Annotated in this window: 22 protein-coding genes; 12 read left to right on the top strand and 10 right to left on the bottom strand. The window is 65.2% G+C overall.

The features are described from left to right. Nucleotides 1–9: 9 nt before the first annotated feature. A complete protein-coding gene (locus ILT44_RS02620) occupies nucleotides 10–1,923 on the bottom strand; it encodes a bifunctional 5-dehydro-2-deoxygluconokinase/5-dehydro-2-deoxyphosphogluconate aldolase (RefSeq protein WP_204238009.1) in 1,914 nt (637 codons plus the stop codon). Between the two features lie 146 nt (nucleotides 1,924–2,069). Between ILT44_RS02620 and iolG the strand changes: the two genes are divergently transcribed. Next, the gene (iolG, locus tag ILT44_RS02615) at nucleotides 2,070–3,059 is read left to right on the top strand and encodes an inositol 2-dehydrogenase (protein ID WP_204238008.1); all 990 of its coding nucleotides are present in this window, start codon (nucleotides 2,070–2,072) and stop codon (nucleotides 3,057–3,059) included. A gap of 263 nt (nucleotides 3,060–3,322) precedes the next feature. Here iolG and ILT44_RS02610 read toward each other — a convergent pair whose 3' ends face one another. Continuing rightward, nucleotides 3,323–4,168 carry a MurR/RpiR family transcriptional regulator gene (locus ILT44_RS02610; protein ID WP_204238007.1) on the bottom strand — a complete coding sequence of 282 codons (846 nt, stop codon included), beginning with the start codon at nucleotides 4,166–4,168 and terminating at the stop codon, nucleotides 3,323–3,325. A gap of 286 nt (nucleotides 4,169–4,454) precedes the next feature. Between ILT44_RS02610 and ILT44_RS02605 the strand changes: the two genes are divergently transcribed. From ILT44_RS02605 to ILT44_RS02590, 4 genes are all read left to right on the top strand, one after another. Beyond that, nucleotides 4,455–5,396: a sugar ABC transporter substrate-binding protein gene (locus tag ILT44_RS02605; protein ID WP_204238006.1), complete on the top strand. Its 942-nt coding sequence runs from the start codon at nucleotides 4,455–4,457 to the stop codon at nucleotides 5,394–5,396. A gap of 72 nt (nucleotides 5,397–5,468) precedes the next feature. Next, on the top strand, nucleotides 5,469–6,611 hold the full coding sequence (locus tag ILT44_RS02600; RefSeq protein WP_204238005.1) for an ABC transporter permease: 1,143 nt from the start codon (nucleotides 5,469–5,471) through the stop codon (nucleotides 6,609–6,611). Further along, complete coding sequence (locus ILT44_RS02595; protein ID WP_204238004.1) at nucleotides 6,611–7,396, top strand: ATP-binding cassette domain-containing protein; 786 nt, start codon at nucleotides 6,611–6,613, stop codon at nucleotides 7,394–7,396. Before ILT44_RS02600 ends, ILT44_RS02595 begins: the two co-directional genes overlap by 1 nt. A gap of 157 nt (nucleotides 7,397–7,553) precedes the next feature. Beyond that, entirely contained in the window at nucleotides 7,554–8,666 is a 1,113-nt protein-coding gene (locus tag ILT44_RS02590) for a Gfo/Idh/MocA family protein (protein WP_204238003.1), read from the top strand. A 122-nt stretch (nucleotides 8,667–8,788) separates the two neighbouring features. Here the strand turns inward: ILT44_RS02590 and recQ are convergent, their stop codons facing one another. Beyond that, the gene (recQ, locus tag ILT44_RS02585; protein ID WP_204238002.1) at nucleotides 8,789–10,591 is read right to left on the bottom strand and encodes a DNA helicase RecQ; all 1,803 of its coding nucleotides are present in this window, start codon (nucleotides 10,589–10,591) and stop codon (nucleotides 8,789–8,791) included. Further along, a complete protein-coding gene (locus ILT44_RS02580; RefSeq protein ID WP_204238001.1) occupies nucleotides 10,588–11,859 on the bottom strand; it encodes a BaiN/RdsA family NAD(P)/FAD-dependent oxidoreductase in 1,272 nt (423 codons plus the stop codon). Before ILT44_RS02580 ends, recQ begins: the two co-directional genes overlap by 4 nt. Nucleotides 11,860–12,012: 153 nt before the next feature. Here ILT44_RS02580 and ILT44_RS02575 point away from each other — a divergent pair, with 153 nt between their 5' ends. Further along, nucleotides 12,013–12,477 (top strand): CAP domain-containing protein, encoded by a 465-nt coding sequence (locus tag ILT44_RS02575; RefSeq protein WP_204238000.1) that lies wholly within the window; start codon nucleotides 12,013–12,015, stop codon nucleotides 12,475–12,477. A 60-nt stretch (nucleotides 12,478–12,537) separates the two neighbouring features. Then, nucleotides 12,538–14,316, top strand: coding sequence for an SLC13 family permease (locus ILT44_RS02570; protein WP_204237999.1), 1,779 nt, complete (start codon nucleotides 12,538–12,540; stop codon nucleotides 14,314–14,316). A gap of 1 nt (nucleotide 14,317) precedes the next feature. On the opposite strand, the gene ILT44_RS02565 is transcribed toward ILT44_RS02570, so the two are convergent. Next, nucleotides 14,318–14,497 carry a hypothetical protein gene (locus tag ILT44_RS02565; RefSeq protein WP_204237998.1) on the bottom strand — a complete coding sequence of 60 codons (180 nt, stop codon included), beginning with the start codon at nucleotides 14,495–14,497 and terminating at the stop codon, nucleotides 14,318–14,320. Between the two features lie 287 nt (nucleotides 14,498–14,784). On the opposite strand from ILT44_RS02565, the gene ILT44_RS02560 reads away from it, so the two are divergent. From ILT44_RS02560 to ILT44_RS02550, 3 genes are all read left to right on the top strand, one after another. Next, nucleotides 14,785–15,534, top strand: coding sequence for an RT0821/Lpp0805 family surface protein (locus tag ILT44_RS02560; RefSeq protein WP_204237997.1), 750 nt, complete (start codon nucleotides 14,785–14,787; stop codon nucleotides 15,532–15,534). Between the two features lie 199 nt (nucleotides 15,535–15,733). Continuing rightward, the gene (locus tag ILT44_RS02555) at nucleotides 15,734–16,387 is read left to right on the top strand and encodes a hypothetical protein (RefSeq protein WP_204237996.1); all 654 of its coding nucleotides are present in this window, start codon (nucleotides 15,734–15,736) and stop codon (nucleotides 16,385–16,387) included. Nucleotides 16,388–16,453: 66 nt separating this feature from the next. After that, nucleotides 16,454–17,413: a DMT family transporter gene (locus ILT44_RS02550; RefSeq protein ID WP_204237995.1), complete on the top strand. Its 960-nt coding sequence runs from the start codon at nucleotides 16,454–16,456 to the stop codon at nucleotides 17,411–17,413. Here ILT44_RS02550 and ILT44_RS02545 read toward each other — a convergent pair. Further along, nucleotides 17,376–18,338: a hypothetical protein gene (locus tag ILT44_RS02545; RefSeq protein WP_204237994.1), complete on the bottom strand. Its 963-nt coding sequence runs from the start codon at nucleotides 18,336–18,338 to the stop codon at nucleotides 17,376–17,378. The two genes, ILT44_RS02550 and ILT44_RS02545, sit on opposite strands and share 38 nt — an antisense overlap. A gap of 252 nt (nucleotides 18,339–18,590) precedes the next feature. Between ILT44_RS02545 and ribA the strand changes: the two genes are divergently transcribed. Beyond that, nucleotides 18,591–19,703, top strand: a complete 1,113-nt coding sequence (gene ribA / locus ILT44_RS02540) for a GTP cyclohydrolase II RibA (RefSeq protein ID WP_239467862.1) — start codon at nucleotides 18,591–18,593, stop codon at nucleotides 19,701–19,703. A 40-nt stretch (nucleotides 19,704–19,743) separates the two neighbouring features. Here the strand turns inward: ribA and ILT44_RS02535 are convergent, their stop codons facing one another. Continuing rightward, the gene (locus ILT44_RS02535; RefSeq protein WP_204237992.1) at nucleotides 19,744–20,913 is read right to left on the bottom strand and encodes a M20 aminoacylase family protein; all 1,170 of its coding nucleotides are present in this window, start codon (nucleotides 20,911–20,913) and stop codon (nucleotides 19,744–19,746) included. Between the two features lie 93 nt (nucleotides 20,914–21,006). Continuing rightward, nucleotides 21,007–22,230: a hypothetical protein gene (locus ILT44_RS02530; protein ID WP_204237991.1), complete on the bottom strand. Its 1,224-nt coding sequence runs from the start codon at nucleotides 22,228–22,230 to the stop codon at nucleotides 21,007–21,009. 112 nt (nucleotides 22,231–22,342) lie between these two features. On the opposite strand from ILT44_RS02530, the gene ILT44_RS02525 reads away from it, so the two are divergent. Then, a complete protein-coding gene (locus ILT44_RS02525) occupies nucleotides 22,343–23,473 on the top strand; it encodes an FAD-dependent oxidoreductase (protein ID WP_204237990.1) in 1,131 nt (376 codons plus the stop codon). A gap of 150 nt (nucleotides 23,474–23,623) precedes the next feature. On the opposite strand, the gene mmsB is transcribed toward ILT44_RS02525, so the two are convergent. Together mmsB and ILT44_RS02515 are read right to left on the bottom strand one after the other, a co-directional pair. Continuing rightward, on the bottom strand, nucleotides 23,624–24,514 hold the full coding sequence (gene mmsB / locus ILT44_RS02520; protein WP_204237989.1) for a 3-hydroxyisobutyrate dehydrogenase: 891 nt from the start codon (nucleotides 24,512–24,514) through the stop codon (nucleotides 23,624–23,626). A 58-nt stretch (nucleotides 24,515–24,572) separates the two neighbouring features. Further along, the gene (locus tag ILT44_RS02515) at nucleotides 24,573–24,950 is read right to left on the bottom strand and encodes a DUF5367 family protein (RefSeq protein WP_204237988.1); all 378 of its coding nucleotides are present in this window, start codon (nucleotides 24,948–24,950) and stop codon (nucleotides 24,573–24,575) included. Nucleotides 24,951–25,135: the final 185 nt, after the last annotated feature.

The raw sequence follows: 25,135 nt of genomic DNA, 5'->3' as shown, positions 1-25,135 counted from the left end.
CCAAAGAACTCACGCTGCCTTCGCGCGGCTGGAGACCCGCTGCCAGGCATCGACGAGACGCTGGAAGCGGGAGGCCATGTCGCTGATGGCGGCCTCGTCCGTGATCTCGCCCTTCAGCCAGCGTCGCGCGGCGTCGTTGAAGATCGTGCGGCCGACGGCAAAGCCCTTCACCTGCGGTTCCTTGGCGGCGGCGGCGAAGGCGGCCTCCAGTTCGTTCTCCGGCGCTTCGAGGCCCAGCAGCACGATGCCGCGGCAAAGGGGGTCGTTCTGCGTGATCACCGCGCCGATGGCGTGCCAGGCCGCCTCATCCCGCTGCGGCTCGAGCTTCCACCAATCCGGCTTGATTCCGAGATCGTAGAGGCGCTGCAGGATGCCTGCGACGGTGTCGGTCTTGAGCGCGCCATGCTTGCCGGCGATGATCTCGACCAGGAGCTCGCGTCCGATGCGGCGTGCGGCATCATGGAGGCGCAGCAGGTCGCGCTCCTGGCGCTCCTTCAGCGCCGGCGGATCGTCGGGATGGTAGAAGCACAGGCACTTGATGGTGTGTCCTACCGGCCATTCCACGAGCTTCGCGCCAAGCGAGCCGCCGCCCTCGAAATCGAGCGGGCGCGAACCCGGCAGCTCTACCGGACGGCCGATCCAGAACGGATGATCGGCGGCGCGGAACAGGGCCTCGCGGCCATAGGTGCCGTCGATCAGCATGCCGAAACCGGAGCGGCCATCGGCCACCCGCGCCGCAGCCTCGACGGCCAGAACCTTGAAGTCGGGGATGCGCTCGACCGGTGCGCCGACCTCCTTCGCCATCGCCTCCAGCTGCATGCGGTGGTCGATGGCGAGCGCCATGAGCGTGTCGGATTGCGGCCTTCGCGTCGTCGCCCAGTGGATGTGGTTGATCTCTTCATCAAATCGCAGGGCCCTGTGCCGGCTGCCGGTCTTGAGAAAGTGCTGCAGCTCGGGGAAGGTCGGGATCTCGGGCGAGCAGAGCAGGCGCGAGACCGCGAAGGCGCCGCTCGCATTGGCGTAGGCGCAGCAGGTTTCGAGCGGTTCGCCCTTGAGCCATCCGCGCAGGAATCCGGACAGGAAGGCGTCGCCGGCACCCAGCACGTTGTAGACTTCGACCGGGAAGCCCGGGCCCTTCACGCCGTCATCGAGTGAAGCGGGAATCTCGCCGGGAAACACCACGCATCCCATGGGGCCGCGCTTACACACGATGGTGGCCTTCGAGATCGCGCGGATGGCGCGGATGGCTTCCAGCGTATCCTCCGACCCGCCGGCAATGTGCAGTTCCTCCTCGGTGCCGACGATGAGATCGCAGTCGGCGAGGATGGGCTTCAGGTGTTCCGTTACTGCGTCCGAGCGGACGTAACGCGATTCGCCCGCGCCGTGGCCGAGGAGGCCCCAGAGATTGGGGCGGTAATCCACGTCGAGCACCACCTTGTGGCCATGCTCTTTAGCGATGCGGATCGCCTTCCTTTGCGCGGCGGCGGTTGTTTCACGTGAAAAATGCGTGCCCGTCACGACAATCGCCGCGGCTGAGGCGATGAAGCTCTCGTCGATATCGTCTTCCGTCAGCGCCATGTCGGCGCAGTTGTCGCGATAGAAGATGAGCGGAAAGGAATCCTCGTCGCGCACGCCGAGGATCACGAGGGCGGTGAGACGCTGCTTGTCGGTGACGATGCCTTGCGTCGAAACGCCCTCGCGCTCCATCTGCTCGCGGATGAAGCGGCCCATGGCCTCGTCGCCGACGCGGGTGATGAGGCCCGACTTCAATCCGAGGCGCGCCGTGCCGATGGCGATGTTCGCAGGACATCCGCCGACGGCCTTGGAAAAGGAAGCCATGTCTTCAAGTCGCCCGCCCACCTGCTGGCCGTAGAGGTCGACCGAGGAGCGGCCGATGGTGATGACATCGAGGGCTGGCTTCATGCTATTCCTCCCGCTTCCGGCCTTGTAGAACCGTGTGAGGGCTGCGTGCGGCCCTTGCAGTTATAGAACGTTTATTCTATTAGCAGCTTATGCTGGAATATCAATTCCAAATATTGCCGTAGCCGGCAAAGGATCAGGGGGACAGAATGATCAGGATCGCCGTTCTGGGCGCAGGCCGAATCGGCCGCATTCACGGGCGCAACGCCGCCAGCCATCCGGATGCCCGCCTCGTGGCGGTCGCCGATCCGCACGCCCCCTCCGCGCAGGAGCTGGCGGCGGCGACGGGCGCGGAGGTCGCGGCGCTGGACGAGGTCGTCGAGCGCTCGGATGTGGATGCCATTCTCGTCTGCACGCCGACCACCACGCACGCCGATCTCATCGAGCGCGGCGCGCGCGCCGGCAAGGCGGTGTTCTGCGAGAAGCCAGTCGATCTCTCGAGCGCCCGCATCGAGACCTGCCTTGCCACGGTGGAGAAGGCCGGCACGCCGCTGATGATCGGCTTCAATCGCCGCTTCGACCCGAACTTCGCGTCCCTGCGCCGCCGCCTCGCCGACGGCGAGGTGGGCGAGGTCGAACTCGTGACCATTCTCTCCCGCGATCCCGGCCCGCCGCCGGTGAGCTACATCGCCACCTCCGGCGGCCTGTTCCGGGACATGATGATCCACGATCTCGACATGGCCCGCTTTCTGCTCCTCGGCGACGAGCCGGTGGAGGTCCATGCGGTCGGCTCCTCCCTCGTGGACCCGGCCATCGGACAGGCGGGCGACGTGGACACGGCGGCCGTGATGCTCAAGACGGCCAAGGGCCGGATCGTGCAGATCTCCAATTCCCGCCGCGCCACTTACGGCTACGACCAGCGCATCGAAGTGCACGGCTCGAAGGGCATGATCCGCGCCGGCAACATCCATCGCACGACGGTGGAAGTGGCGAACGCCTCGGGCATCACCGCCGACCCGGTGCAGGACTTCTTCCTCGAGCGGTATGCGGATGCCTATCGCGACGAGCTTGCCACGTTCCTCAACGCCGTTCGCGACGGCACGCCGTGCAACCCCACCGGCCGCGACGGTCTGATGGCTCAGCGCCTCGCTGATGCGGCGACCGAGTCGGCGCAGAGCGGGAAGCCGGTGCGGGTGTAATCACAAGCGTCATCCCGGACGGAGCGCAGCGCAGATCCGGGATCGCGTGCAGTAAAGGATGCGGAAAACTCAACACTGTCATTCCCGCGCAGGCGGGAATCCATGTCCGCTGACAGTCTAGAGAGCGGTGCAACGCATTTCGCCTTGTCCGCAGATGTCGTGTTTATGGATTCCGGGCTCGGCTATGCCGCCCCGGAATGATAGCGCTCTTCTCTAGCCTACCAATCCCGGATCGGCTCCGCCGTCCGGGATGATTCCTGCCCTTACCCTTCCGCCCGCTTCTCCGCCGTGCCGACAGCGAGCGCCATCGCAAGCGCGAAGGATGCGGAGAGGGAGCGAAAGGCACCGAAATCGGCTTCGGCCACTTCGAGCCACACATCGGCGCTCGTCACCAGCGGGCTGAAGGCCGAATCGGTGATCGCGACCACCGGAACGTCGCGCTGCGCCGCCGCTGCCGCAAGGTCGGCAGTCACCGGCGCATAGGGGGTGAAGCTGATGGCCAGAACCGCGTCGCGCTTCGTCGCGGTGGCGAGCTGCTCCGGGCCGAGCTGGCCCACATGGTCGATGAGGATGGCCCGCATCCCCAGCTTGCCGAAGGCATAAGCGCAATAGGCGATGACGGGAAAGACCCGGCGCGCGCCGAGCAGGTAGATCGTGTCGGCTTTTGCGAGCGTCTCGATGGCGCGGGACAGTTCCTCCAGGCGCACAGAGTCGCGCATCCGCTCCAGCGAGACGGCAGCGGCGGTGATGAAGCCTTCGAGCAGGGACGCGGCGTGAACGTGATGCCCCTCCGCATCGCGCAGGCCTTTCAGGCGTTCGCGGTAATCCGGGAAGCGTTCCCGCAGGCGATCGCGAAAGATCTGCTGCAGATGGGAGAAGCCGTCATAGCCGAGGCTTTTGGCAAAACGCACCAGGGTGGAGGGCTGCACGCCGGCATGCTCGGCAATGCCCGCCACCGTTCCGAAAGCCATGTCTTCCGGATGTGCCAAGGCGAAGGCGGCAAGCTGCTTCAGGCGTTTGGGCATCCCATCGCGGCGGTTGAGCAGAAGCGTTCTGAGACCATCGTAGTCATCAGGGAGTACCGTCACGCCTGCATCCACATTGGTCATGCTGCCCTCAGTCTCCATGCGCCCGGGCGCCAACCCCAGATCGGGCCTTGACCCGATCCTACAAAAATGGAATAAAAATTCCAATAGTGAAACAAAAAAGGTTCTGACGTTCCGTTTCGACGGACGATCGGATCGGCAGAGGGAACGCCCCGCCAAAGGGTGATTCGCGCTCCGGATCATTTGTTTTCTCTGCCTCCCCAGGCAAGCGGCACATCGGCCGCTCTTGTCGTCGCGGCCTCAAAGTCTGCCGCGATGATCGAATGAGAAACCATTTGGGAGGAAGCCTATGAAAGCATTCGTTACTTGTCTGGCCGCCGCAGCGGCCCTGACGCTCGCAACCGCAGCCCCCGCCTCAGCCCAGCAGAATTCCCGCATCATCGTCGTCAGCCATGGCCAAGCCAACGATCCGTTCTGGTCGGTGGTGAAGAACGGCGTCGCGGCCGCGGGCCAGGACATGAAGGTGCAGGTCGATTATCGTGCGCCCGAGACCTTCGACATGGTCGCCATGAGCCAGCTCATCGATGCAGCCGTGAATCAGAAGCCCGCCGGGCTGATCGTCTCGATCCCCGATTCCTCGGCGCTCGGCCCCGCGATCCAGAAGGCAGTGGCCGCCGGCATTCCGGTGATCTCCATGAACTCCGGGTCCGACGTGTCGAAGAAGCTCGGCGCGCTGCTCCATGTGGGGCAGGACGAGGTCGTGGCCGGCCGCATCGCCGGCGCGAAGCTTAAGGAGATGGGCGGCAAGGTCGGCCTGTGCGTGAATCAGGAGGTCGGCAACGTCTCCCTCGATCTGCGCTGCAAGGGCTTCACGGAAGGTTTTGGGGGCAAGGTGACGGTGCTGCCGGTCTCCAACGATCCGGCGGATATCCGCGCCAAGGTGAAGGCAGCGGTTGCGGCGGACGCCTCTATCGATACCATCCTGGCGCTCGGTGCCGGCACGGCGGGCGAGCCATCGGTGGCGGCCGTGAAGGAAGCCGGCAAGACGGGCGCAATCCGCGTGGCCACCTTCGACATGTCGGCGGGCTTCCTCAAGTCGGTTGCTGCCGGCGAGGCGGTTTTCGCCATCGACCAGCAGCAATACCTCCAGGGCTATCTGCCGGTGGTGTTTCTGGCCAACTACGCCAAGTACGGCCTTATGCCGGGTGGCGACGTTGCCTCCGGCCCTAACCTGATCACCAAGGAGAAGGCCGCTCAGGTGGTTGATTTGTCCGCCAAGGGCATTCGCTAACCAACACTCAAAGCCCGCGGTCCATATGTCCGCGGGCTTCTCATTTCCATGCATACATTCGGGGAGGCGCTCATGGTGAACACCACTCAGCCGACCGCAGATCTGTCTCCGGCTCCGACCGTCAAGAAGATCCAGGATGAGCGGCTGCGGGAGGTCTCCCTCGTTACGAAGATCATGCGGCGTCCAGAACTTGGCGCCCTCGCCGGCTTGATCCTCGTGGCCATCTTCTTCTTTTCCACCGCCGATGCGTCGATGTTCACGCTGGCCGGTATCATGAACATCCTCTCTCCTGCGGCACAGCTCGGCATCCTCGCCATTGCAGCGGCCTTGCTGATGATCGGCGGTGAGTTCGATCTCTCCATCGGATCGATGGTGGCCTTCACCGGTCTCGTTTTCGGCGCCTTCATTACGCTGAGCGGCTGGCCGTTGCTGCTCGCCATCGCCGCAACGCTCATTGTGGCGGCCGTGCTCGGCGGCTTGAACGGGCAGATGGTGATCCGCACGAGGCTGCCCTCCTTCATCGTCACGCTCGCCTTCCTGTTCATCCTGCGCGGCCTTTCGCTCGTCGGTCTGAAATGGGCCACCGGCGGCTCGACCCAGATGCGCGGCATCGGCGATCAGGCCGGAGAGGGGCTGATCCGCGAACTCTTCTCCGGCGTTGCCTTCGAGGGCGTCTTCTCGTGGCTGGCGGCCCATGACGTCATTGCCAAATTCCCGAACGGAACGCCGACGGTGACGGGCATGCCGGTCTCGATCGTCTGGTTCATCGGGTTTGCTCTTCTGGCGACATGGATCCTCCTGCGCACGCGCGTCGGCAACTGGATCTTCGCGGCAGGGGGCGATCCCAATGCGGCGCGCAATTCCGGCGTGCCGGTGGACCGGGTGAAGACCGGGCTCTTCATGCTGACCGCCTGTGCGGCGGCGCTGGTGGCGATCCTCACGGTGCTCGATGCCGGCTCGACCGACGCGCGGCGCGGCTTCCAGAAGGAGTTCGAGGCCATCATTGCGGCGGTGATCGGCGGCTGCCTGCTCACCGGCGGCTACGGCTCGGCCATCGGCGCGTTCTTCGGCGCGATCATCTTCGGCATGGTCTCCATCGGCCTCACCTACACCCGCTTCGATTCCGACTGGTTCCAGGTCTTCCTCGGCGCCATGCTGCTGCTCGCGGTGCTGTTCAACAACTTCATCCGCCGCAAGGTGACGGGAGAGCGCTGATGGACAAAAATGTTCCGCTCATCGAGATCCGCAACCTCGTCAAGCATTTCGGTTCCGTGATCGCGCTCTCGGGCGTGTCGCTCACCGTCAATCGCGGCGAGGTCATGTGTCTGCTTGGCGACAATGGCGCCGGCAAGTCGACGCTGATCAAGACGTTGGCCGGCGTCCATCGTCCCACCTCGGGCGATTTCCTGGTCGAGGGACGGCCGGTCAGTTTCTCCAGCCCGCGCGATGCGCTCGATGCCGGCATCGCGACGGTGTACCAGGATCTCGCCATGATCCCGCTCATGTCGGTCACGCGCAACTTCTTCATGGGGCGCGAGCCGGTGAAGGGCGTCTGGCCTTTCCGGCGCGTCGACTTCGAGCGCTGCGACGAGGTCACGCGCGAGGAGATGCACAGGATCGGTATCGACGTGCGCGATCCGCATCAGGCGGTCGGCACGCTCTCCGGCGGCGAGCGGCAATGCGTGGCGATTGCCCGCGCGGTCTATTTCGGCGCCAAGGTGCTGATCCTCGACGAGCCCACCTCGGCGCTCGGCGTGGCGCAGACCTCCATGGTGCTGAAATACATCCATCAGGTGCGTCAGAAGGGCCTTGGCGTGATCTTCATCACCCACAACGTGCGCCATGCCTATGCGGTCGGTGACCGCTTCACGGTGCTCAATCGCGGCAAGACGCTGGGGACCTACAGCAAGACTGAGATCCAGATTGAGGAGCTGCAGAATCTGATGGCCGGCGGCAAGGAATTGCAGGCTGTATCGGAAGAGCTGGGTGGGATGGTCTAAAAAAACTTGATTCTCACTGCCCTTATCCTGAGGAGGTCGCGTAGCGACCGTCTCGAAGGAGGTTCCCGTGCACTCTGGATCCTCCTTCGAGACGCAGACTGCGTCTGCTCCTCAGGATGAGGGCTGAGAATCGCTCATCGGATTAGGAGCACGAGATATGACCGCACTGGGCATTGGTCTCATCGGCACCGGCTATATGGGCAAGTGCCATGCGCTGGCCTGGAATGCCGTCGCGGCCGTATTCGGGGATGTGGCACGGCCGCGCCTTGCGGTGTTGGCTGAGCACTCGCAGGATTTGGCCGAGCGAAAAGCGCAGGAGCTCGGCTTCGCGCGCGCCACCGGCGACTGGCGTTCCCTCGTCACCGACCCGGCCGTCAATGTGGTGTCGATCACGACGCCGAATGCCTTCCATCCCGAGATGGCGATTGCAGCGCTGGAAGCGGGCAAGCATGTGTGGTGCGAGAAGCCCATGGCGACGAAGCTGGAGGATGCCGAGCGCATGCTTGCCGCCGCCCGCGCCTCGGGCAAGGTGGCGGCGCTCGGCTACAACTACATCCAGAACCCGATCATCCGCCTGATCCGGCGGCTTCTTGACGAAGGCGAGATCGGCGAAGTCAACCATGTGCGCCTCGAGATGGATGAGGATTTCATGGCCGACCCGGAGGCGCTCTTCTATTGGAAGAGCGAGGCGAGTTCGGGCCACGGCGCGCTCGACGATTTCGGCGTCCATGCCTTGAGCCTGATCCGGGTTCTGTTCGGCGGCGTGCGCCGCGTCTGCGGTCACATGGCGAAGCCTTATGCGGATCGCCCGGTGCCCGGCGGCGGGCGCCGCGCGGTCGAGACCTACGATATCGCCACCACCCTGATCGAGCTGGAGAACGGCGCCTCCGGCGCAATCGCCCTCAACCGGTCCGCCTGGGGTCGCAAGGGGCGCATTGCCGTGCAGCTCTTCGGCGCGAAAGGCACCATCGTCTATGATCAGGAGCGCATGAACGAGGTGCAGCTCTACGCGATTGACGGCCCCAAGGAGACCCAAGGCTTCCGCACCATCCTCACCGGCCCGCAACATCCGCCCTATGACAAGTTCATTCCGGCCCCGGGTCATGGGCTCGGCTTCAACGACCTGAAGATTATTGAGTGCCGCGAGCTGATCCGCTGCATCAGCGGGGAGCATGCACATCTAATCGACTTCGAAGATGGCATCCGCATCGAGCGCACGGTGGATGCGATTGCGCGCAGCGCGCATGAGGGGCGGTGGGTGGAGGTGTGACCTTCTCACGTCATCCCGGGGCTGCGGAGCAGAACCCGGGATCGTTGGACGAGAATTGTGCTTCATCCTGTACCTGATCCCGGATCGCCTGCGGCGTCTGGGATCAGGGCATATGCCTGCTCTTACGCCGCGTGTGCCTTCACCACCTCAAGAAACGCATCCGCATAACGGTCGAGCTTGGCCTGGCCCACGCCATGGATCTCGCCGAAGGCGCGCACGGTAACCGGCCGCTTGACGGCCATGTCGATGAGGCTGCGGTCCGAAAAAATCACGTAGGCCGGTACACCCTCTTCCTTGGCAAGGCGCGTGCGCAAGGCCTTGAGGTCGAGGAGCAGAGGATCGTCGGACGGCACGACCGACTCTGCTTCCATCCGTCCGCGCCGGCGCCGCCGCTCGGCCGGCTTCATGAGCACGTCGGAGCGCAGCTCGATCCGCTCCTGGCCTTTGAGCACGGCGACGCCCCTGTCGGTGAGGGTCCAGCGACCGTATTCCGCCAGCTCCAGGCCGATCAGGCCTGCCGCATAAATCTGGCGCAGCAGCGAGCGCCATTCCTGCTTCGAGCGGTCATTGCCGACCCCGAAGGTTTTCAGCTTGTTGTGGCCGAAGCGGCGAATGGAATCCGTGTCCTCGCCCACGAGAATGCTGATGAGATGCTCCGTGCCGAAGCGCTCGCCCGTGCGCACGATGGCGGAAAGAATCTTTTGCGCTTCGATGGTGCCGTCGAAAGACATGACGCCGTCGATGCACAAATCGCAGTTGCCGCAAGGCTCGGTGGTTTCGCCGAAATAGGCGAGCAGGGTCTGGCGCCGGCAGCGCGGGGCTTCGCACAGGGCGACGAGCGCATTGAGGCGCTGACGCTCGACGCGCTTCTGCTCGTCGGCGGCATCGCTCTCCTCAATCTGCAGGCGGCGCAGGCGCATGTCGTCGAGACCGTAGAGTGTGAGCGTGTCGGCGGGCGCGCCGTCACGGCCCGCGCGGCCGATCTCCTGGTAATAGGCTTCGATGGATTTCGGCAGGGCCGCGTGCGCCACGAAGCGCACGTCCGGCTTGTCGATGCCCATGCCGAAGGCGACGGTGGCCACCATCACCACGCCGTCCTCCTGCAGGAAGATGTCCTGGTTCTTGGAGCGGTCCTGCTGATGCATGCCTGCGTGGTAGGGCAGCGCCCGATAGCCCGCTTGGCTCAAGGAATCCGCCAGCCTCTCAGTCGCATCGCGTGACGAGCAGTAGACGATACCGCTCTCGTGCCGGTGCTTGTCGAGGAAGGAGAAGAGCTGGCGCTTGGAGTTTTCCTTCGCCTGCATGGCAAGCCGCAGGTTCGGCCGGTCGAAGCCGTGGATGAAGAGGCGCGGCTCCTGCTCGAACAGCCGGTGCATGATGTCGCTGCGCGTCGCCACATCGGCGGTGGCGGTGAGCGCGATGGTCTGCACATTGCCGAGGCGCTGGCGCACCTCGCCGAGCATGGCGTATTCGGGCCGGAAATCATGGCCCCATTGCGAGACGCAATGCGCCTCGTCGATGGCGAGCAGGTTCACGCCCGCGCGGCCGAGCCACTCGGTGGTGCCGGTATTGGCGAGGCGCTCCGGCGAGGCGTAGAGGATGCGCATGCGGCGATCGCGCACCGCATCGACCACGCGGCGGTTCTCCTCAGGGTCGTTGGCGGAGTTGAGGCTTCCGGCCTCGATGCCGAAGTGGCGAAGAGCGGCCACCTGGTCGCGCATGAGCGCGATGAGCGGCGAGACCACGAGGGTCAGCCCTTCTCGCGCCAATGTGGGCAGCTGGAAGCAGAGGGACTTGCCCGCGCCCGTGGGCATGACGGCCAGAACATCCTCGCCGGCCAGCACCGCGCGCACGATCTCCTCCTGTCCTTCGCGGAAGGAGGGGAAGCCGAATACGTCGTGGAGAATCTTGGCGGGGTCGATCACGTCTGCCGTGTGGCCGAGGAGAGGCCTTCCGTCAATGCGGCATCGGGAATCTGCAGGAAGTCCAGCACCCCCTTGGCGGCGGCGAGGCCCGTGGCAAAGGTGGCCTGGAGCAGGTAGCCGCCGGTGGGAGCCTCCCAATCCAGCATCTCGCCCGCCACGAAGATTCCGGGCATCCGGCGCAGCATCAGGTGCCCGTCGACTTCCGCAAACGGCACGCCGCCAGCGCTGGAAATGGCCCGGTCGAGGGATTTCGTGCCCGTCAGCATCAGGGGCAGAGCCTTGATCAGGCGGGCGAGGGCCTCGGGCTCCGCGGGCAGGGCGGGGGAGGCCTCCCGCAGCAAGGCGATGGCCACGGGGCTCAAGCCCGCGCTCTTGCGTAGGAAATTGGAGGCGGATTGTCCTTTTCGCGGCGCTCCGAGCCTCCCCTGCAGGGATTCAAGGGAGAGATCGGGCCTGAGGTCGATTCGGAGGAGGGCGCCGCCCTCTTGCTCGATGGCATTCCGCAGCTTCGCCGAGAGGGCATAGACCGCGCCGCCCTCGATCCCATCCGCCGTGACGACCGCCTCGCCCTTCACAGTGGCGCCTTTTAAGGTGAGGGCGATCCGCTTCAGGGGCTCGCCCGCGAACCGGCTGCGCATGATCTCGGACCAGGCGCAGGTGAAGCCCATATTGGCCGGGCGCAGGGGGGAGATGGCGATGCCGCGCCGGGACAGGATCTCCACCCAGCCCCCGTCGGAGCCGAGCCGGGGCCAGCTGGCCCCGCCCAGCGCCAGGATCGTGGCGGCCGGCGTGACGCTGACGGGCTGGCCGGTGGCATCGGTGAAGACCAGGCGGCCCTCCTCGTCCCAGCCCTGCCAGCGGTGACGCAGACTGAGGCGGACGCCGCGCTCTTCCAGCCGCGCAAGCCAGGCGCGCAGCAGCGGCGAGGCCTTGAAGGCTTTCGGGAAGACGCGTCCGCTCGAGCCCACGAAGGTCTCCTGCCCCAATCCCTCGCACCAGGCGCGAAGGTCCGCGGGGGAAAAGGCTTCGATCAGGGGCTCAAGCTGCGGCCGGGCCTCGGCGTAGCGGGCCATGAACCGCTCGAGCTCTTCCGAATGGGTCAGGTTCAACCCGCCCCGTCCCGCCATGAGCAGCTTGCGGCCCACCGACGGCATCCGGTCGTAGACGGTGACCGCAGCGCCCGCGCGCGCCAGCATCTCCGCCGCAATCAGACCGGCAGGGCCGCCGCCGATAATGGCGACTTCGTGGGCGGAGGGGCTCGGGGGCATGCGGTCAGCTGACGCGGGAGGGCGGGGAATCTGGACCCTCGGGCAGCAACATGGCATGCAGCGGCATCGGGTTCATGGCTCGAAGCACATGAACGCCACAGGCTCTTTTTTCAAGAGGAGCGGCGCTTGAACGCCGCCCGAAAGGGGAATGCGATGCGTGCACTTTTCATCTCGGCCCTGATCGCGCTGGGGCTGGCCGGCTGCGCGGGTGATTCGGCCTTATCCCCCAAGGATGCCGTCCTGGCGAGCTCGACGACCGATGCGGCGGCCGCCGCGCGGTTGATCTCGGCCTATCGCGTGTCGCAGGGCTTGAGCCCGGTGACGGTGGATTCCTCCCTCAACAAGGCGGCGGAGCATCAGGCCCGTGCCGTGGCGGCCGCTGGCCGTCTCAGCCATGGCAGCTTTGTCAGCCGCATGAATGAGTACGGCGTCATCGGCTACTCGGCCGAGAACCTCTCGGCCGGCTCGGATTCCGTCGATGGCGCCATCAGCCGCTGGAAGGCCTCGCCCGGCCACAACAGCAACCTCCTGATGCCCCAGGCCCGCAAGATCGGGCTTGCGCGCGCGGACGCCAACAACCGCTACGGTCGCTACTGGGCGCTCGTCCTCGGGCAGTAATCTGGGCACTAACAGGAGCGTGACGCGTTAGGACTCCGGTTCCTCTCGCTTGCGCCCCTTATGACCCATCAGCAAATGCTTTCCTTCGCCATCGTCACCGGGATGATGGTTCTCTTCGTCTGGGGTCGCTTCCGCTACGATCTCGTTGCGGTCCTCTCTCTCCTGGTAGCCGTGCTGGTCGGCGTCGTGCCGGCCGACAAGGCTTTCGAAGGCTTCAGCGACGACATCGTCATCATCGTGGCGAGTGCCCTGCTGGTCAGCGCCGCGGTGGCGAAGTCCGGGATTCTCGAGGCGGGTCTCAACCGTGTCGGCCCCTATCTGCGTACCACGCAGATCCAGATCGTCGTGCTGGTGGGCGTGGTGACGGTCCTCTCCGCCTTCGTGAAGAACATCGGCGCGCTGGCGATGATGATCCCGGTAGCCTTCCAGATCGCCCGGCGCACCAACACCCCGCCTTCCAGCTTCCTCATGCCGATGGCCTTCGGCTCCCTGCTCGGCGGCATCGTGACCCTGGTGGGCACCTCGCCCAACATCATCGTATCGCGCGTGAGGGAGGAGTTGCTGGGCGAGCCCTTCGGCATGTTCGACTTCACGCCTGTGGGCATCGGCATCGCGCTCGCGGGCGTGGCCTTCCTGGCCTTCGGCTATCGCCTGCTGCCGCAGGGCCGAAAAGGGGCCGCGTCCCTCGATGCAGCCCTCGACATCAAGGATTACGTCACCGAGGCGCGGGTGACCCCGGAATCCGACGTGATTGGTCAGACGGTGGCGGATCTGCACAGGCTCGCCAACGGCGAGGTGAAGGTCGCGGCCATCATCCGCAACGAGACCCGCAGCTCGAGCCCCCTTCCGGATGCGACCATCCGCGAAAACGACGTCCTGATGCTGGAGGGCGAGTCGGATGCGCTCGAAAGCGCCGTGGTCCGGGCGGGACTGAAGCTCAGCCGCGAGCATCGGCAGCCCGAGACAGATGAGGCCACGGACGAGATCGGCGCCATCGAGGCGATCGTCGGACCGAACTCGATCCTGGCCGGGCTCTCGGCGGAGCGTATCGGTCTCTATGAGCGCTTCGGCGTCAATCTCATTGCGGTGAGCCGCAGCGGCGAGCGATTCAAGGAGCGGCTTCGCACCATCACCCTGCGGACCGGTGACGTGATCGTGCTCCAGGGCAATTTCAAGCGGCTGCCCGACACCTTACGCGATCTCGGCTGCCTGCCCCTAGCTGCGCGTGAAATCCGCCTCGGCAGCGCGCGCCGGAGCCTCCTGCCAGCCGCGATCCTGGCGGTTACCATGGTGCTCGTCGCCCTCAACATCCTGCCCGTCGCCATCGCCTTCTTCGGGGCCGGCATCCTGCTCGTGCTGTTCGGCTCGCTCACCCTGCGCGAGGCCTACGAGACCATCGAGTGGCCGATCATCGTGATGCTCGGCGCCCTGATTCCGGTGAGCGAATCGATCCGCACGACCGGCGGCACGGACTTGATCGCCGGCTGGCTCTCATCGGCCGCCAACATGCTGCCGCCGACAGGCGCCCTCGTGCTCATCATGGTGGCTGCCATGGCGGTGACGCCGTTCCTCAACAATGCCGCGACGGTGCTCGTGATGGCCCCCATCGCGGCGAGCTTCGCCACTCAGCTCGGCTTCCGGCCGGATGCCTTCCTCATGGCGGTGGCGATCGGGGCGGCCTGCGATTTCCTCACGCCCATCGGGCACCAGTGCAACACCCTGGTCATGGGGCCCGGAGGCTATCGCTTCGGCGATTACTGGCGGCTCGGCCTGCCCTTGTCGGTCCTGGTGGTGGTGATTGGCGTCCCGCTGATCATGCTGGTCTGGCCGCTGAACTGAGTCAGCGCAGGAAGGCGGTGAGTAGCAGGGTCGTGCCTGCCGCAGAGGTCGAGAGGGCGACGATCATCGACCAGATATGCAGCCGGTCCCGCTCCTCCTGGTTGAGCAGGGGACGGTAGCGCGAATCCGAGTGCCCGAAGATGAAGCTGGTATTTCGCGCCGGGCGCGGATCGTGAGGCATTACGCAGAAGCTTGACCTGACCGCTTGCTGGCGGAGGCTGACGGACGAATCACGGGACAGCTGCGGGTTCATGGTCTGACGCTATGCGGGACGAGATCGGAAGCAGGAGGCTCGCCCGGCGCCGGTGAAGGACGGGTAAAAACGCCGAACTTCCTTACATCATTGTAAATGAAAGGTTTCTAACCGCTTGGCCATTTCCCGGACTGCGGCATCGCCTGGTCATATCTCTGCCTTTTCAGTGAGTGATCTTTACGATACTACGTATCGTCAGTGAGGCTGAGGGAATCATGCGTAAAACCTCGATATGGATTGGAGTTGCAGCGGCGGGATTGATGCTGGCGGCCTGCAACCAGACAGGGGTTGACTCAACGGCCCTGGGAGTTGCCGCGGGTTTGGACCCGACAGGGCTTTCGGGCGCTGCCATGGATGTGGCTGAAACCGCCGAGACCGCATCCGGTTCTTCACGGGTCGATTTCAGCGCTCTTGCCCCCCGCCTCAAGGATATCGCCGCCGGCAATACGTCTGGCCCGAACTATATGGCTCCCATTGACCAGCGGTTCGCGGAGATGACGGCCAAGCAATCGGCCAAGATGGCCCGGTCGGCCGCTCAGGCTGGCATCGACGCTGCCCTGACCGGCGGTATGAGCCTGTCGGGCTCCGCCTACAGTCTGGCCGTGCAGGGGGCCGGCAATGCCATGCTGGCGGGCCAGATGGCCAGTGCAAGGGCGCAGGCGAGCGCCGATGTGGCAAAGGCCGAGGCGCAACGCAAGGCGACGCAGCTCGTCCCCGACGCGGATCGTCCGTTCGAGGCCCAGGCAGTGCTGGCAATCCTCGAAGGAGGGGCAGGAAACAGCATGGCCTGGCAGAATCCGGCGACCGGAGCCTCCGGAAAAGTCACCTTCAAAGCGATGGACAAGAAAATGTTCGGCGGCCTCGATTGCCGCATGTTCCTGCGTGAGTGGAATGGCGGCGGAACCGTTCGCAAGGGAGACATGCTGGCCTGTCGCAACAAGGGCGAATGGTATGATTTCTCGTGATCGGCGCCGGATAAACAAGTCCAGGCAAACAATTCCAAGAATGTGGTCGGATTCGATTCCAGCAGCCGTTCTACCGTCGTGGCTCATGCTTGGTAGCGCTGCAGGAACATTGAAGCTCCCGATAATCAAGTTTTTGAAATCTGCAGCTCCGTTCGTGTTTGGAATAGCGCTGGCGCTCTGCAGCCAGACAGGCTCTTCCATGGCTGATGATCCCTCGGAAGCAGAGCCTGCAGAAGAGCGTGCCGCCGTGTCAGGGAGGCCCAGGACCGCGCCATCCTCCAGGGGAGCGCACGCCATCAACTTCGCTGCATTCGCTCCGCGCCTCTCGGCCATCGCAGCGGGCCAGACAAACAAGCCTGATACCGCGGGCGCTTATGACAGGCAGATGGGTCAGGCAATGGCCAGCCAGGCTGCCACCATGGGGATGACCGCTGGGGAGGCAGCGATCAGCGGGGTTCTGTCAGGAGGATCGAGCCTCCTGACCTCTATCCCACACATGGCGATGCAAGGTGTTGCAGCAGGCCAGATGGCCAGCACGGGTGCTCAGGTCAGTGCCGATATGCGAAGGGCGCAGGCAGAGCGCGCCGCTAACCAGCTCATTCCTGATGCCGACCGCCCGCCGGAGGCACAGGCCATTCTGTCGGTCATCCGGAAAGCTTACGGAAGCAGCGCCGCATGGCAGAACCCGCAAACGGGCTCCTCCGGCAAGGTCACCATCCGGCCCGTCGCCAAAGGCGCCTTCAAGGGTCTTGAATGCCGCCTGGTACAGCGCGAATGGCGCGGCGGCGGCAAATCGCGCCGCGGCGACATGATCGCCTGCCAGTCCGGCGGTGAGTGGTACGATCTCTCCTGATCGCAGGAAACGGGTCGCTCGACGCCCCGCTTCGTGTCATTCAATGCGCCGAAACGGATTCATTGAATGACACAGGCCTCCATCCAGAAAACCATGGCGGCGTCCGATTGGGCGCTGCTGGCGATCCTCTCCATCATCTGGGGAGGCTCCTTTCTCTTCATCGGCGTCGCAGTTCGTGAATTGCCGCCGCTGACCATCGTGGCGATCCGCGTGGTGACGGCCGCTCTCGCCCTGCTGCTCGTCCTGAAGCTGATGCGCGTGGATCTGCCGCGCACCCGTCAGGCCTGGGCGGCTTTCCTCGGCATGTCGATCCTCAACAACGTCATTCCCTTCACGCTCATCGTCTGGGGGCAGGGCCACATCGCCAGCGGTCTCGCATCCATCCTCAATGCCACCACGCCGCTTTTCACGGTCATCGTCGCGCATTACCTCACCGACGACGAGCGCCTCACCGGGCAGCGGCTTGCGGGCGTGGTCGTGGGCTTCATCGGCGTCGCCGTGATGATCGGAGCCGCGGCTCTCGCCTCCTGGGATGCCAGCATCCTGGCGCAGCTGGCGGTTCTCGGTGCGGCCTTGTCCTACGGCTTCTCCGGCGTTTTCGGGCGGCGCTTCAAGACGATGGGCATCCCGCCGCTGGCGACGGCTGCCGGGCAGGTGACGGTCTCGAGCGCGCTGCTGCTGCCGGCGGCGCTCATCGTCGACCGGCCGTGGACCCTGACCATGCCGAGCACGGGGACGGTTCTGTCCCTGGCTGCGCTCGGCCTCGTCTCAACGGCCTTCGCCTATCTGATCTTCTTCCGCCTGCTGGCGCGGGCGGGAGCGACGAATGTGGGGCTCGTGACCTTCCTCATTCCGGTCAGCGCCATTCTGCTCGGCGTGTTCATCCTCGGCGAGACGCTCGCGGTCCGTCATGTGGCCGGGATGGTCCTCATCGGCGCAGGGCTCATCCTGATCGATGGGCGTCTCGTATCCGCGCTGAATGCCAGGTTTAGCGCGAGGGGGCTGGCGTCGCGCGGAAACGGTTGAACATCATGTCCGGGGCGCTGGTGTTGTGGCGTGAGGGAACGAGCCGTCCCATCCACGCATCCGTCGCCTTGACGCCCCGGAAGTTCATGATCGGCTCCTCGCGCCACGAGCGGGCGCCTTCCTCCCGAACGGCGAGGCGCGCCACGTCCGCATTGAACTCGGTCACGTACATGGAGCGCAGTCCTGCGAAGGGCACGCCGGAGACAGCCTGATCGAACGTGACGTCGAGTGTCATCCGCTCCTCATTGAGAGCCTTGACCGCGACACTCGCCTTGCCGCCGGTCGCGAGAGTGAGCGTGAAGGTCATGCTCATCGGGTCGAAGGCCACGTCCTTCAGGTTCACGACGGGGCGCTGGTCGAACTCCACGGGGCCGACCAGGAAGGAGGATCCATAGGAGGTCCAGTCCAGATGCTCAGGCGGCAACGGCTTGATGCGCCAGTATCCGTCGCCCGGATAGATCACGAGCACTTCGATCGCCTTGTCGGCCCGCTTCTTCAGGAGCTGGAGGAGGTGGATCTTGTGCGCGACCTTATCGCCGATGGTCACCGTCACGTCGCTCGGCCGCCAGAACTCGGTGAAGGACAGTCCCATGATCCGCACCTTCCCGTCCTCGTAGAGTGTGCTCATGGTCGGATGCGGCTTGGCCGAGGTCTCCTCGGAGATGTCCTCGCAGGCCGTCCAGTCCGGCTCCCAGCGGTCCTGGCGCAGCGAGCCCATATAGGCCGGATGCACGGCCTCGATCTGGAAGTGCCTCACCTCGGGCGAGGCGAAGTTGATGGCTACGTTGTCCTTTTCCGCGCAGAGCACCGGCTCGCTTGCGTTCGTCACCTCGACCGCCAGGCCGTCGAGAGTGGCGGCGCTCACCGCAGAGGTCAGACCGAGGAAGCCGAGGGCAAGGAGCCGGGAAAGGAGCATGAGCGTCATCCGGGTTTTCTTTACGGAAGCGTGGCCGATCGAGGCGCAGAGATAGCGCGTGCCGACTATGCCGTCGAGCCAAGAGATCTTTGCGTCGCGGCCTGTTGATCGAGCATGGCAGATGTCACATCTCTGGCATTATGGATCGAGCCATGCCTGTGCTAGGGTGCAATCAGTCCTGAAGCTTGGCTTCAAGGGCCTATGGCCCCAATACGCTCGATTCTTCGCCAGATGTGAGGCTGTTTGCCTGAGTTTTCGATGATGCGCCTGACCTTGAGCCTGTCCGACAATCCCGCCACGACCCTGGTCGAGCGGGCGATCATGGAATTCCGCAGCGCCCGCCCCGTCGTGATCGACGGGCTTGCGGGCAGCGCGCTCGTGGTCGGGGTCGAGGATCTGGACGAGGCGATGAGCGCCGAGATCGGGGCCGTTGCCGGTGGCCATGCCCATCTCGTCCTGCCCGCGGCAAGGCTTCGGCGGCTCGGGCTCGATCGGGACGTTCCGGGGCGCGTGGCCCTGCCTCTGGTGGATCGCAGCCGCGTGGAATCGTTGGCGCTTAAGGTCGACGGCCGAATCGACGCGCCTGTCCGTTCTGTCGACAGCCTCGATGAGGAGGCGCTGGAACTTGCCCGCCTCTCCCTCGTGCTGCCGGCTGTGCTGGTGGTGCCGCTGGCGGAAGGGATCGCGATCGATGGCTCCCTGGCTCGCGTCCCGGGCGAGGCGCTCCGGGGCTACCGGCGCGCCAAGGCGGCCGACTTGAAGATCGTCAGCCGCGCACCGGTTCCCCTGGATGGCGCGCCGACGAGCGAGTTCGTGGTGTTCCGCGGCGGCGAGGGTCTGCGCGATCAGGTGGCGATCATCGTCGGCAGGCCGGACCTCTCCAAGCCCGTCACCGTGCGGCTGCATTCTGCGTGCCTCACGGGGGATCTCTTTGGCAGCCTCAAATGCGATTGCGGCGACCAGCTGCGCGAGACCGTGCGCTTCATGGCGCAGTCCGAGGGTGGCATCCTGCTCTATCTCGATCAGGAAGGGCGCGGGAACGGCATCGCCAACAAGATCCGCGCCTACAAGCTCCAGTCTCAAGGGTATGACACCTACGACGCCGATGAAGTCTTAGGCTTCGAGGCCGATCAGCGCCGGTTCGATTTCGCGGCCGTCATGCTCAAAGAGCTCGGCGTCGGCAAGGTCCGCCTGATGACCAACAACCCCGAGAAGATCGCAGCCCTCGCCAAGGCCGGGCTCGAGGTGATCTCGGATCACCGCGTGCTGGGCCGCCCCACGGCGGAAAACGTCAGCTACCTCGCCGCCAAGCGCGACCGGGCGGGGCATTACATCGATATCGAGGGCATGCTCGCCTGCTCGAACAAGGATTGAGGCCTGAAGCCTCAATCCCTTTTCCCATTTCGCGTATTGCTTATCGCGCCGGCATGCCGGTTTCGACGATCTTCGCCCAGAGCGAGACGCCGTAGGGGCTCGCCTCGTCGTTGAAGTCGTAGGCCGGATGATGGACGCCGGCCGTGTCGCCGTTGCCGAGGAAGATGTAGGCGCCCGGCCGCTGCTCCAGCATGTAGGAGAAATCCTCCGCGCCCATGAGAGGCGGGACCGTGGTGTCGACCGCCGTCTCGCCGGCAACCGCACGGGCGACGCCCGCCATGAACTCGGTCTTGTCGGGATCGTTCATGGTGACCGGATAGCCGCGGTCGTAGTCGATCTCGGCCTTGGCTCCGAAGGCGGCGCACACGTTCTCGACGATGGCGCGGATGCGGCTCTCGGCGAGGTCGCGCACCTCCGGGGAGAGGGTGCGCACGGTACCGAGCAGCATCGCCGTCTGCGGGATCACGTTGAAGGCCTCGCCCGCCTTCACGGTGCAGACGGAAACCACCACGGATTCGAGCGGGTCGGCGTTGCGCGAGGCGATGGTCTGCAGGGCCGTGATCACGTGGGCGGAGATCACCACCGGATCGATGCAGTCATGCGGGCGCGCCGCGTGGCCGCCCTTGCCTTCGATGGTGATCGTGAAACGGTCGGCGGCCGCCATCATCGGACCGGGGCGGATGGCGAAATGGCCGACGGGTACGCCCGGCATGTTGTGCATGCCGTAGACCTCCTGCACGCCGAAGCGCTCCATGAGGCCGTCCTTCACCATCTCGTTGCCGCCGCCGCCGCCTTCCTCCGCCGGCTGGAAGATCACCACCGCGGTGCCATCGAAATTGCGCGTCTCGGCCAGATACTTCGCGGCGCCCAGCAGCATGGCGGTGTGGCCGTCATGGCCGCAGGCATGCATCTTGCCGGGAACCTTGGACTTGTGGGGAACGTTCGTCGCCTCCTCGATGGGAAGCGCATCCATGTCGGCGCGCAGGCCGATCACCTTGCCCGAGTTGTTCGTGCGGCCCCTGATCACGCCTACGACGCCGGTCCGGCCGAGGCCCGTCACGACCTCGTCGCAACCGAAGCTCTTCAGCTTGTCCGCCACGATCCCCGCGGTGCGGTGAACGTCGAACAGAAGCTCCGGGTTTTCGTGAAAGTCGCGGCGCCAGGCGGTGACTTCGTCGGCAAGGTCGGCGACGCGGTTGATGATCGGCATAAAGCAATCCTCGAGCAGAGATTTCAAGAACTCTCAGCCAAGCAGAGGCGGGGGCACTCCGTCAACCGTTACAATATGGCCGTTTATGAAAGCTCAGGGCTTCCTGCGGAAGACGGCCTTGGGCCGCGTGGTGCGGAACTGCCCACGCTCGATGGCGACGAAGATCAGCACGAGGACCACGAGCGCCGTGAACCACCAGACCTGCGTCGTGCCGATGCCGAGGCAGCCGAGCGTATAGGCGCAGGCAAAGGCAGCCATGATGCCGGGCGCGACGGTGGCGCGGTGGCTCCGGATGCCGACGACAGCCCGATAGAGCAGTAGGCTTGCCGATACGGCCCCCACCAATCCGAGTTCGTACCAGATCTCGAACAGCAGGGTGGAGGGAGCGTTGGCCGGAACCAGCCCGAAGAGCCGGCCGCGCAGGGCTGTCTCCAGCCCGTGTCCGGTCAGGAGGCGCAGCGGGTCGTTGAGGATGATCTGGCACCAGACTTCGAGGCTGACGGTGACAGAGGATTTCGCGCCGAGCAGACCTGCGGCCAGAGGCTTCAGGAGAAAGGGCAGGAGCGGTGCCAGCAGCAGGAGACCGGCTATGAGCAGCCCGGTGAGGCGGGGGCCCAGATTGGGGCTGGAGGCGGTCAGGACGAACACGACGGCGCCTGCGACGAGTCCGTAGAGGGGCAGTCCTCCCCGCGTGAGAAGGGCTGCCACGGCAACGGCCAGCGCCACTCCGACGGCCTCCAGGTTTCTTCCGCGCGAATGGAGCCAGGCCAGGGCGGGCCAGAGCAGCAGCGCCAGCATGAGCATGCCGCGCTCGAGGCTCAAGCCCTCCGGGTCGAATCGGCTGCCGCCCTGGATTGCCAGGGGAATGCTGATCAGGGCCGCCAGTCCCACGCCGACCGGGAGAAGATAGAGATTGGCCGCGCGCATCCGCTCGGGAACGGCGAGATAGCCGCCCAGGCCCATGAGAACCATGCCCGTGATGTTGAACAGGCGCTCCGAAGCCTCTGGCAGAAAGGGAGTCCAGACCAGCGACAGCGCGGCCCAGAACAGCAGGACCAATCCGGCCATGCCGCCGGTGGAGGTCGCGAGCACGAGCAGCTTCTCCCGCGCATGTTTCGCGCTCCCGTCCAGCACCGAGGCGAGGACGAGGAGAATGACCGCGAGAGGCGCCATCACCACGAGCGCACGCCGGGTGAACAGGGCTGCCAGGGGAACGGCGAAAAACAGGATCGCATAGCCGATGCGCCGCAGCACGGCGGCGGCGTCAGCGGAAGGATGGGCCGTCGGGGAAACGGAGCGAACCATGCGGGCTGGCATTCGACTTTCTTGCATTCAGGGACGGGGAGCCTAATGGACGGCAACACCAAAAGCTGTAGGTGTCTTGCAACACATCCCGTTCCTCTGCGTCCCCTCGGGAGAGCACAACCCCATGACACCGGGTGCCGACAACGCTGGCAAGCAGCTCCTCCTCGTCGGCGGGGGACATGCTCATGTCCTGGTGCTGGAAGCTTTTGCCCGCAATCCTGAGCCGCGCCTTCACATCACCCTGGTCAGCAAGGATCCCCTGACCCCCTATTCGGGCATGCTGCCGGGGCATCTGGCCGGGACCTATGCGAGAGACGAGATCCACATCGATCTGGAACGCCTCGCCCGCGCCGGCGGCGCAAGGCTGATTCGGGGCGAGGCCGTCGGGTTCGATGCGGGGAACCGGCGGGTGCGGCTGAAGGGCGGTCAGGTGCTGTCCTACGACATCCTTTCCATCGACATCGGCATCACGCCGGATCTGAGCGGCATCGCCGGGGCGACCGAGCATGCGCTCGTCGTCAAGCCCATCGGCAGCCTGCTGGAGCGCTGGGACCGGCTCGTGGAGCGCGCGCTTGGGCCGGACGGTCCGCGCCGCTTCGCCATCGTCGGGGGCGGGGCTGCGGGGATCTGCCTCGCCTTCGCGGTCTCGGCCTTTTTCAGGACGCGGATGAGCGATCCTCTCCATGTTTCGCTGATCGGGGAATCCGGGGCGCCCGGCATCAATCCGGGCATGCGCGAACGCATCGCACGGGCGCTCAAGCGCCGCAGGATCGCAGTCCACACCGGGGATTCCGCGGTCAGCATCGACGAGGACGGGGTGACGCTCGCGAGCGGACAGCATGTACCGGCCGATGCGGTGCTGGTGTCGACCCATGGCGCACCGCCGCCCGTGCTTGCCGGGACGGGCTGGGCCAAGGACGGAAACGGCTTCCTCGCCATTCGTCCCACGCTCCAGATCCTGAACGACGATGCCGTTTTCGCCGCCGGCGACTGTGCGACCATGGTCGCGCATCCGCGTCCGAAGGCCGGTGTCTTCGCTGTGCGGCAGGGGCCGGTGCTGGCCCGCAACTTGCGACGGGCTATCCGGGGCGAAGCCCTGGAGCGCACCATCCCGCAGCGCGATCACCTGATGCTGATCGCCACCGGCGACGGCCGTGCCATCGGCGGGCGCGGCCGGTTTCTTGCCTTCGAGGGACGCCTTGCTTGGCGTCTCAAAGATTTCATCGACCGTCGCTTCATGCGCCGGTTCGCATGACCTTCTCGGACCTCATCCTGAGGAGCAGACGTCAGTCTGCGTCTCGAAGGAGACTCCAGTGTGCTCTGGACTCTCCTTCGAGACGGCGCTTCGCACCTCCTCAGGATGAGGGAAGAGTGTTGCCAAAGAAATGCTCTGCAGGTGTATTGATCATCCCTTCTGCCCGCGGATGAAATTGATGATGCCGGAAAAGTCGTCGCCGTCGTGGCCGGCATTGGCGAACAGCGCGTAAAGCTGTGCGGCCTCCGCGCCCATCGGCGTTGAGGCGCCCGAGGCCAGCGCCGCCTCCTGGGCGAGCTTCAAATCCTTCAGCATCAAAGCTGCCGCGAAGCCCGGCTTGTAGTCGTTGTTGGCGGGCGATGTCGGCACCGGGCCCGGCACGGGGCAATAGGTGGTGAGCGACCAGCACTGGCCGGAAGAAGTAGAGGCGACATCGAACAGCGCCTGATGCGCGAGCCCGAGCTTCTCGGCCAGAACGAAGGCTTCCGAGACGCCGATCATCGAGATGCCGAGGATCATGTTGTTGCAGATCTTCGCCGCCTGGCCCGCGCCGGCCTCGCCGCAATGCACGACCTTCTTGCCCATCTTCGACAGGATCGGCTCGGCGCGGTCGAAGGCTTCCCTCGCGCCGCCTGCCATGAAGGTCAGCGTCGCGCCCTTCGCGCCGCCGACGCCGCCGGAAACCGGGGCGTCGAGGCTCGTGAGGTTGCGCGCCTGTTCGCGCGCCATGCCATGGGCCTTGCGCGCGCTCTCGACGTCGATGGTGGAGCAGTCGATGAGGAGCGTACCTTCCTTCACCGAGGGCAGGATGTCGGCCCAGACCGAGAGCACGTGCTTGCCGGCGGGCAGCATGGTGATGACGATCTCGGCATCCTTGACGGCTGCGACGGTCGAGGCGGCGATGCTCGCCCCGTCGCTGCGCGCCTGATCGCAGGAGGCCGGCGACAGGTCGAAGCCGGTGACCCTGTGCCCGGCCTTGACGAGATTGGCCGCCATGGGGCCGCCCATGTTGCCGAGGCCGATGAAGGCGATGCTGGTCATGAGTATCCTCCCATTTTGTCGTGCAATGCTTAGACCGATTCTTCGATGAAGGCTGCTATCACGCGTTGCGCGCGGTCCAGAGCGATCCGGCGAGCGCGAAGCCATAGAACCACAGCATGAGCGAGCCGAACACCTTGTCGAGGGCAGGATCGAGCCGTGGGAAAAAGACAGCGAAATGCGAACCGATGGCCGCCATGAGCAGCATGCCGGGAACGGCAACCAAGGCCATGGCGTGAATCGCCTTCTTGCGCGACAAGCGCAGAATGCGATCGACCAGCAGGCCAAAGCCCAGACCAAGTGCGGCGCCTGCGGTGAAGTTGATCTGGAAAGACCGGCGCCCATCCAGGAAGAACCATGGGCCTGCGAAGTGGAACAGCGCGAAGATGACGGCGGTCAGGCCGAAACCGAGGCCGAGCGATTTGAGAGCCTGGGTCATACAAATCATTCGCTGCCTTTTCCCCTCCCCCTTGCGGGGAGGGGTGGGGGTGGGGGTAGTTCGATTGAGTGGGGGAGCCACCCAGTTGAACGCTGTAGCAGCTTTCAGGCTTTCTGAATCCAGCTCTGAGTTTTGACTTTGCGACCCCCACCCTTCATCCCTCCCCGCAAGGGGGAGGGAAACAC

Origin of the sequence: Microvirga arvi (assembly GCF_016892765.1) — a bacterium.
In the GTDB taxonomy this organism is placed as follows: Bacteria; Pseudomonadota; Alphaproteobacteria; order Rhizobiales; family Beijerinckiaceae; genus Microvirga; species Microvirga arvi.
This window is presented reverse-complemented; position numbering and strand designations above follow the sequence as displayed.

Excerpts from the sequence above, each read along its gene's own strand:
- ILT44_RS02620 (WP_204238009.1), bottom strand. The coding sequence starts at position 1,923 with ATGAAGCCAGCCCTCGATGTCATCACCATCGGCCGCTCCTCGGTCGAC.
- iolG (WP_204238008.1), top strand. The coding sequence starts at position 2,070 with ATGATCAGGATCGCCGTTCTGGGCGCAGGCCGAATCGGCCGCATTCAC.
- ILT44_RS02610 (WP_204238007.1), bottom strand. The coding sequence starts at position 4,168 with ATGACCAATGTGGATGCAGGCGTGACGGTACTCCCTGATGACTACGAT.
- ILT44_RS02605 (WP_204238006.1), top strand. The coding sequence starts at position 4,455 with ATGAAAGCATTCGTTACTTGTCTGGCCGCCGCAGCGGCCCTGACGCTC.
- ILT44_RS02600 (WP_204238005.1), top strand. The coding sequence starts at position 5,469 with ATGGTGAACACCACTCAGCCGACCGCAGATCTGTCTCCGGCTCCGACC.
- ILT44_RS02595 (WP_204238004.1), top strand. The coding sequence starts at position 6,611 with ATGGACAAAAATGTTCCGCTCATCGAGATCCGCAACCTCGTCAAGCAT.
- ILT44_RS02590 (WP_204238003.1), top strand. The coding sequence starts at position 7,554 with ATGACCGCACTGGGCATTGGTCTCATCGGCACCGGCTATATGGGCAAG.
- ILT44_RS02580 (WP_204238001.1), bottom strand. The coding sequence starts at position 11,859 with ATGCCCCCGAGCCCCTCCGCCCACGAAGTCGCCATTATCGGCGGCGGC.
- ILT44_RS02575 (WP_204238000.1), top strand. The coding sequence starts at position 12,013 with ATGCGTGCACTTTTCATCTCGGCCCTGATCGCGCTGGGGCTGGCCGGC.
- ILT44_RS02570 (WP_204237999.1), top strand. The coding sequence starts at position 12,538 with ATGACCCATCAGCAAATGCTTTCCTTCGCCATCGTCACCGGGATGATG.
- ILT44_RS02565 (WP_204237998.1), bottom strand. The coding sequence starts at position 14,497 with ATGCCTCACGATCCGCGCCCGGCGCGAAATACCAGCTTCATCTTCGGG.
- ILT44_RS02560 (WP_204237997.1), top strand. The coding sequence starts at position 14,785 with ATGCGTAAAACCTCGATATGGATTGGAGTTGCAGCGGCGGGATTGATG.
- ILT44_RS02555 (WP_204237996.1), top strand. The coding sequence starts at position 15,734 with ATGGCTGATGATCCCTCGGAAGCAGAGCCTGCAGAAGAGCGTGCCGCC.
- ILT44_RS02550 (WP_204237995.1), top strand. The coding sequence starts at position 16,454 with ATGACACAGGCCTCCATCCAGAAAACCATGGCGGCGTCCGATTGGGCG.
- ILT44_RS02545 (WP_204237994.1), bottom strand. The coding sequence starts at position 18,338 with ATGACGCTCATGCTCCTTTCCCGGCTCCTTGCCCTCGGCTTCCTCGGT.
- ribA (WP_239467862.1), top strand. The coding sequence starts at position 18,591 with ATGCGCCTGACCTTGAGCCTGTCCGACAATCCCGCCACGACCCTGGTC.
- ILT44_RS02535 (WP_204237992.1), bottom strand. The coding sequence starts at position 20,913 with ATGCCGATCATCAACCGCGTCGCCGACCTTGCCGACGAAGTCACCGCC.
- ILT44_RS02530 (WP_204237991.1), bottom strand. The coding sequence starts at position 22,230 with ATGCCAGCCCGCATGGTTCGCTCCGTTTCCCCGACGGCCCATCCTTCC.
- ILT44_RS02525 (WP_204237990.1), top strand. The coding sequence starts at position 22,343 with ATGACACCGGGTGCCGACAACGCTGGCAAGCAGCTCCTCCTCGTCGGC.
- mmsB (WP_204237989.1), bottom strand. The coding sequence starts at position 24,514 with ATGACCAGCATCGCCTTCATCGGCCTCGGCAACATGGGCGGCCCCATG.
- ILT44_RS02515 (WP_204237988.1), bottom strand. The coding sequence starts at position 24,950 with ATGACCCAGGCTCTCAAATCGCTCGGCCTCGGTTTCGGCCTGACCGCC.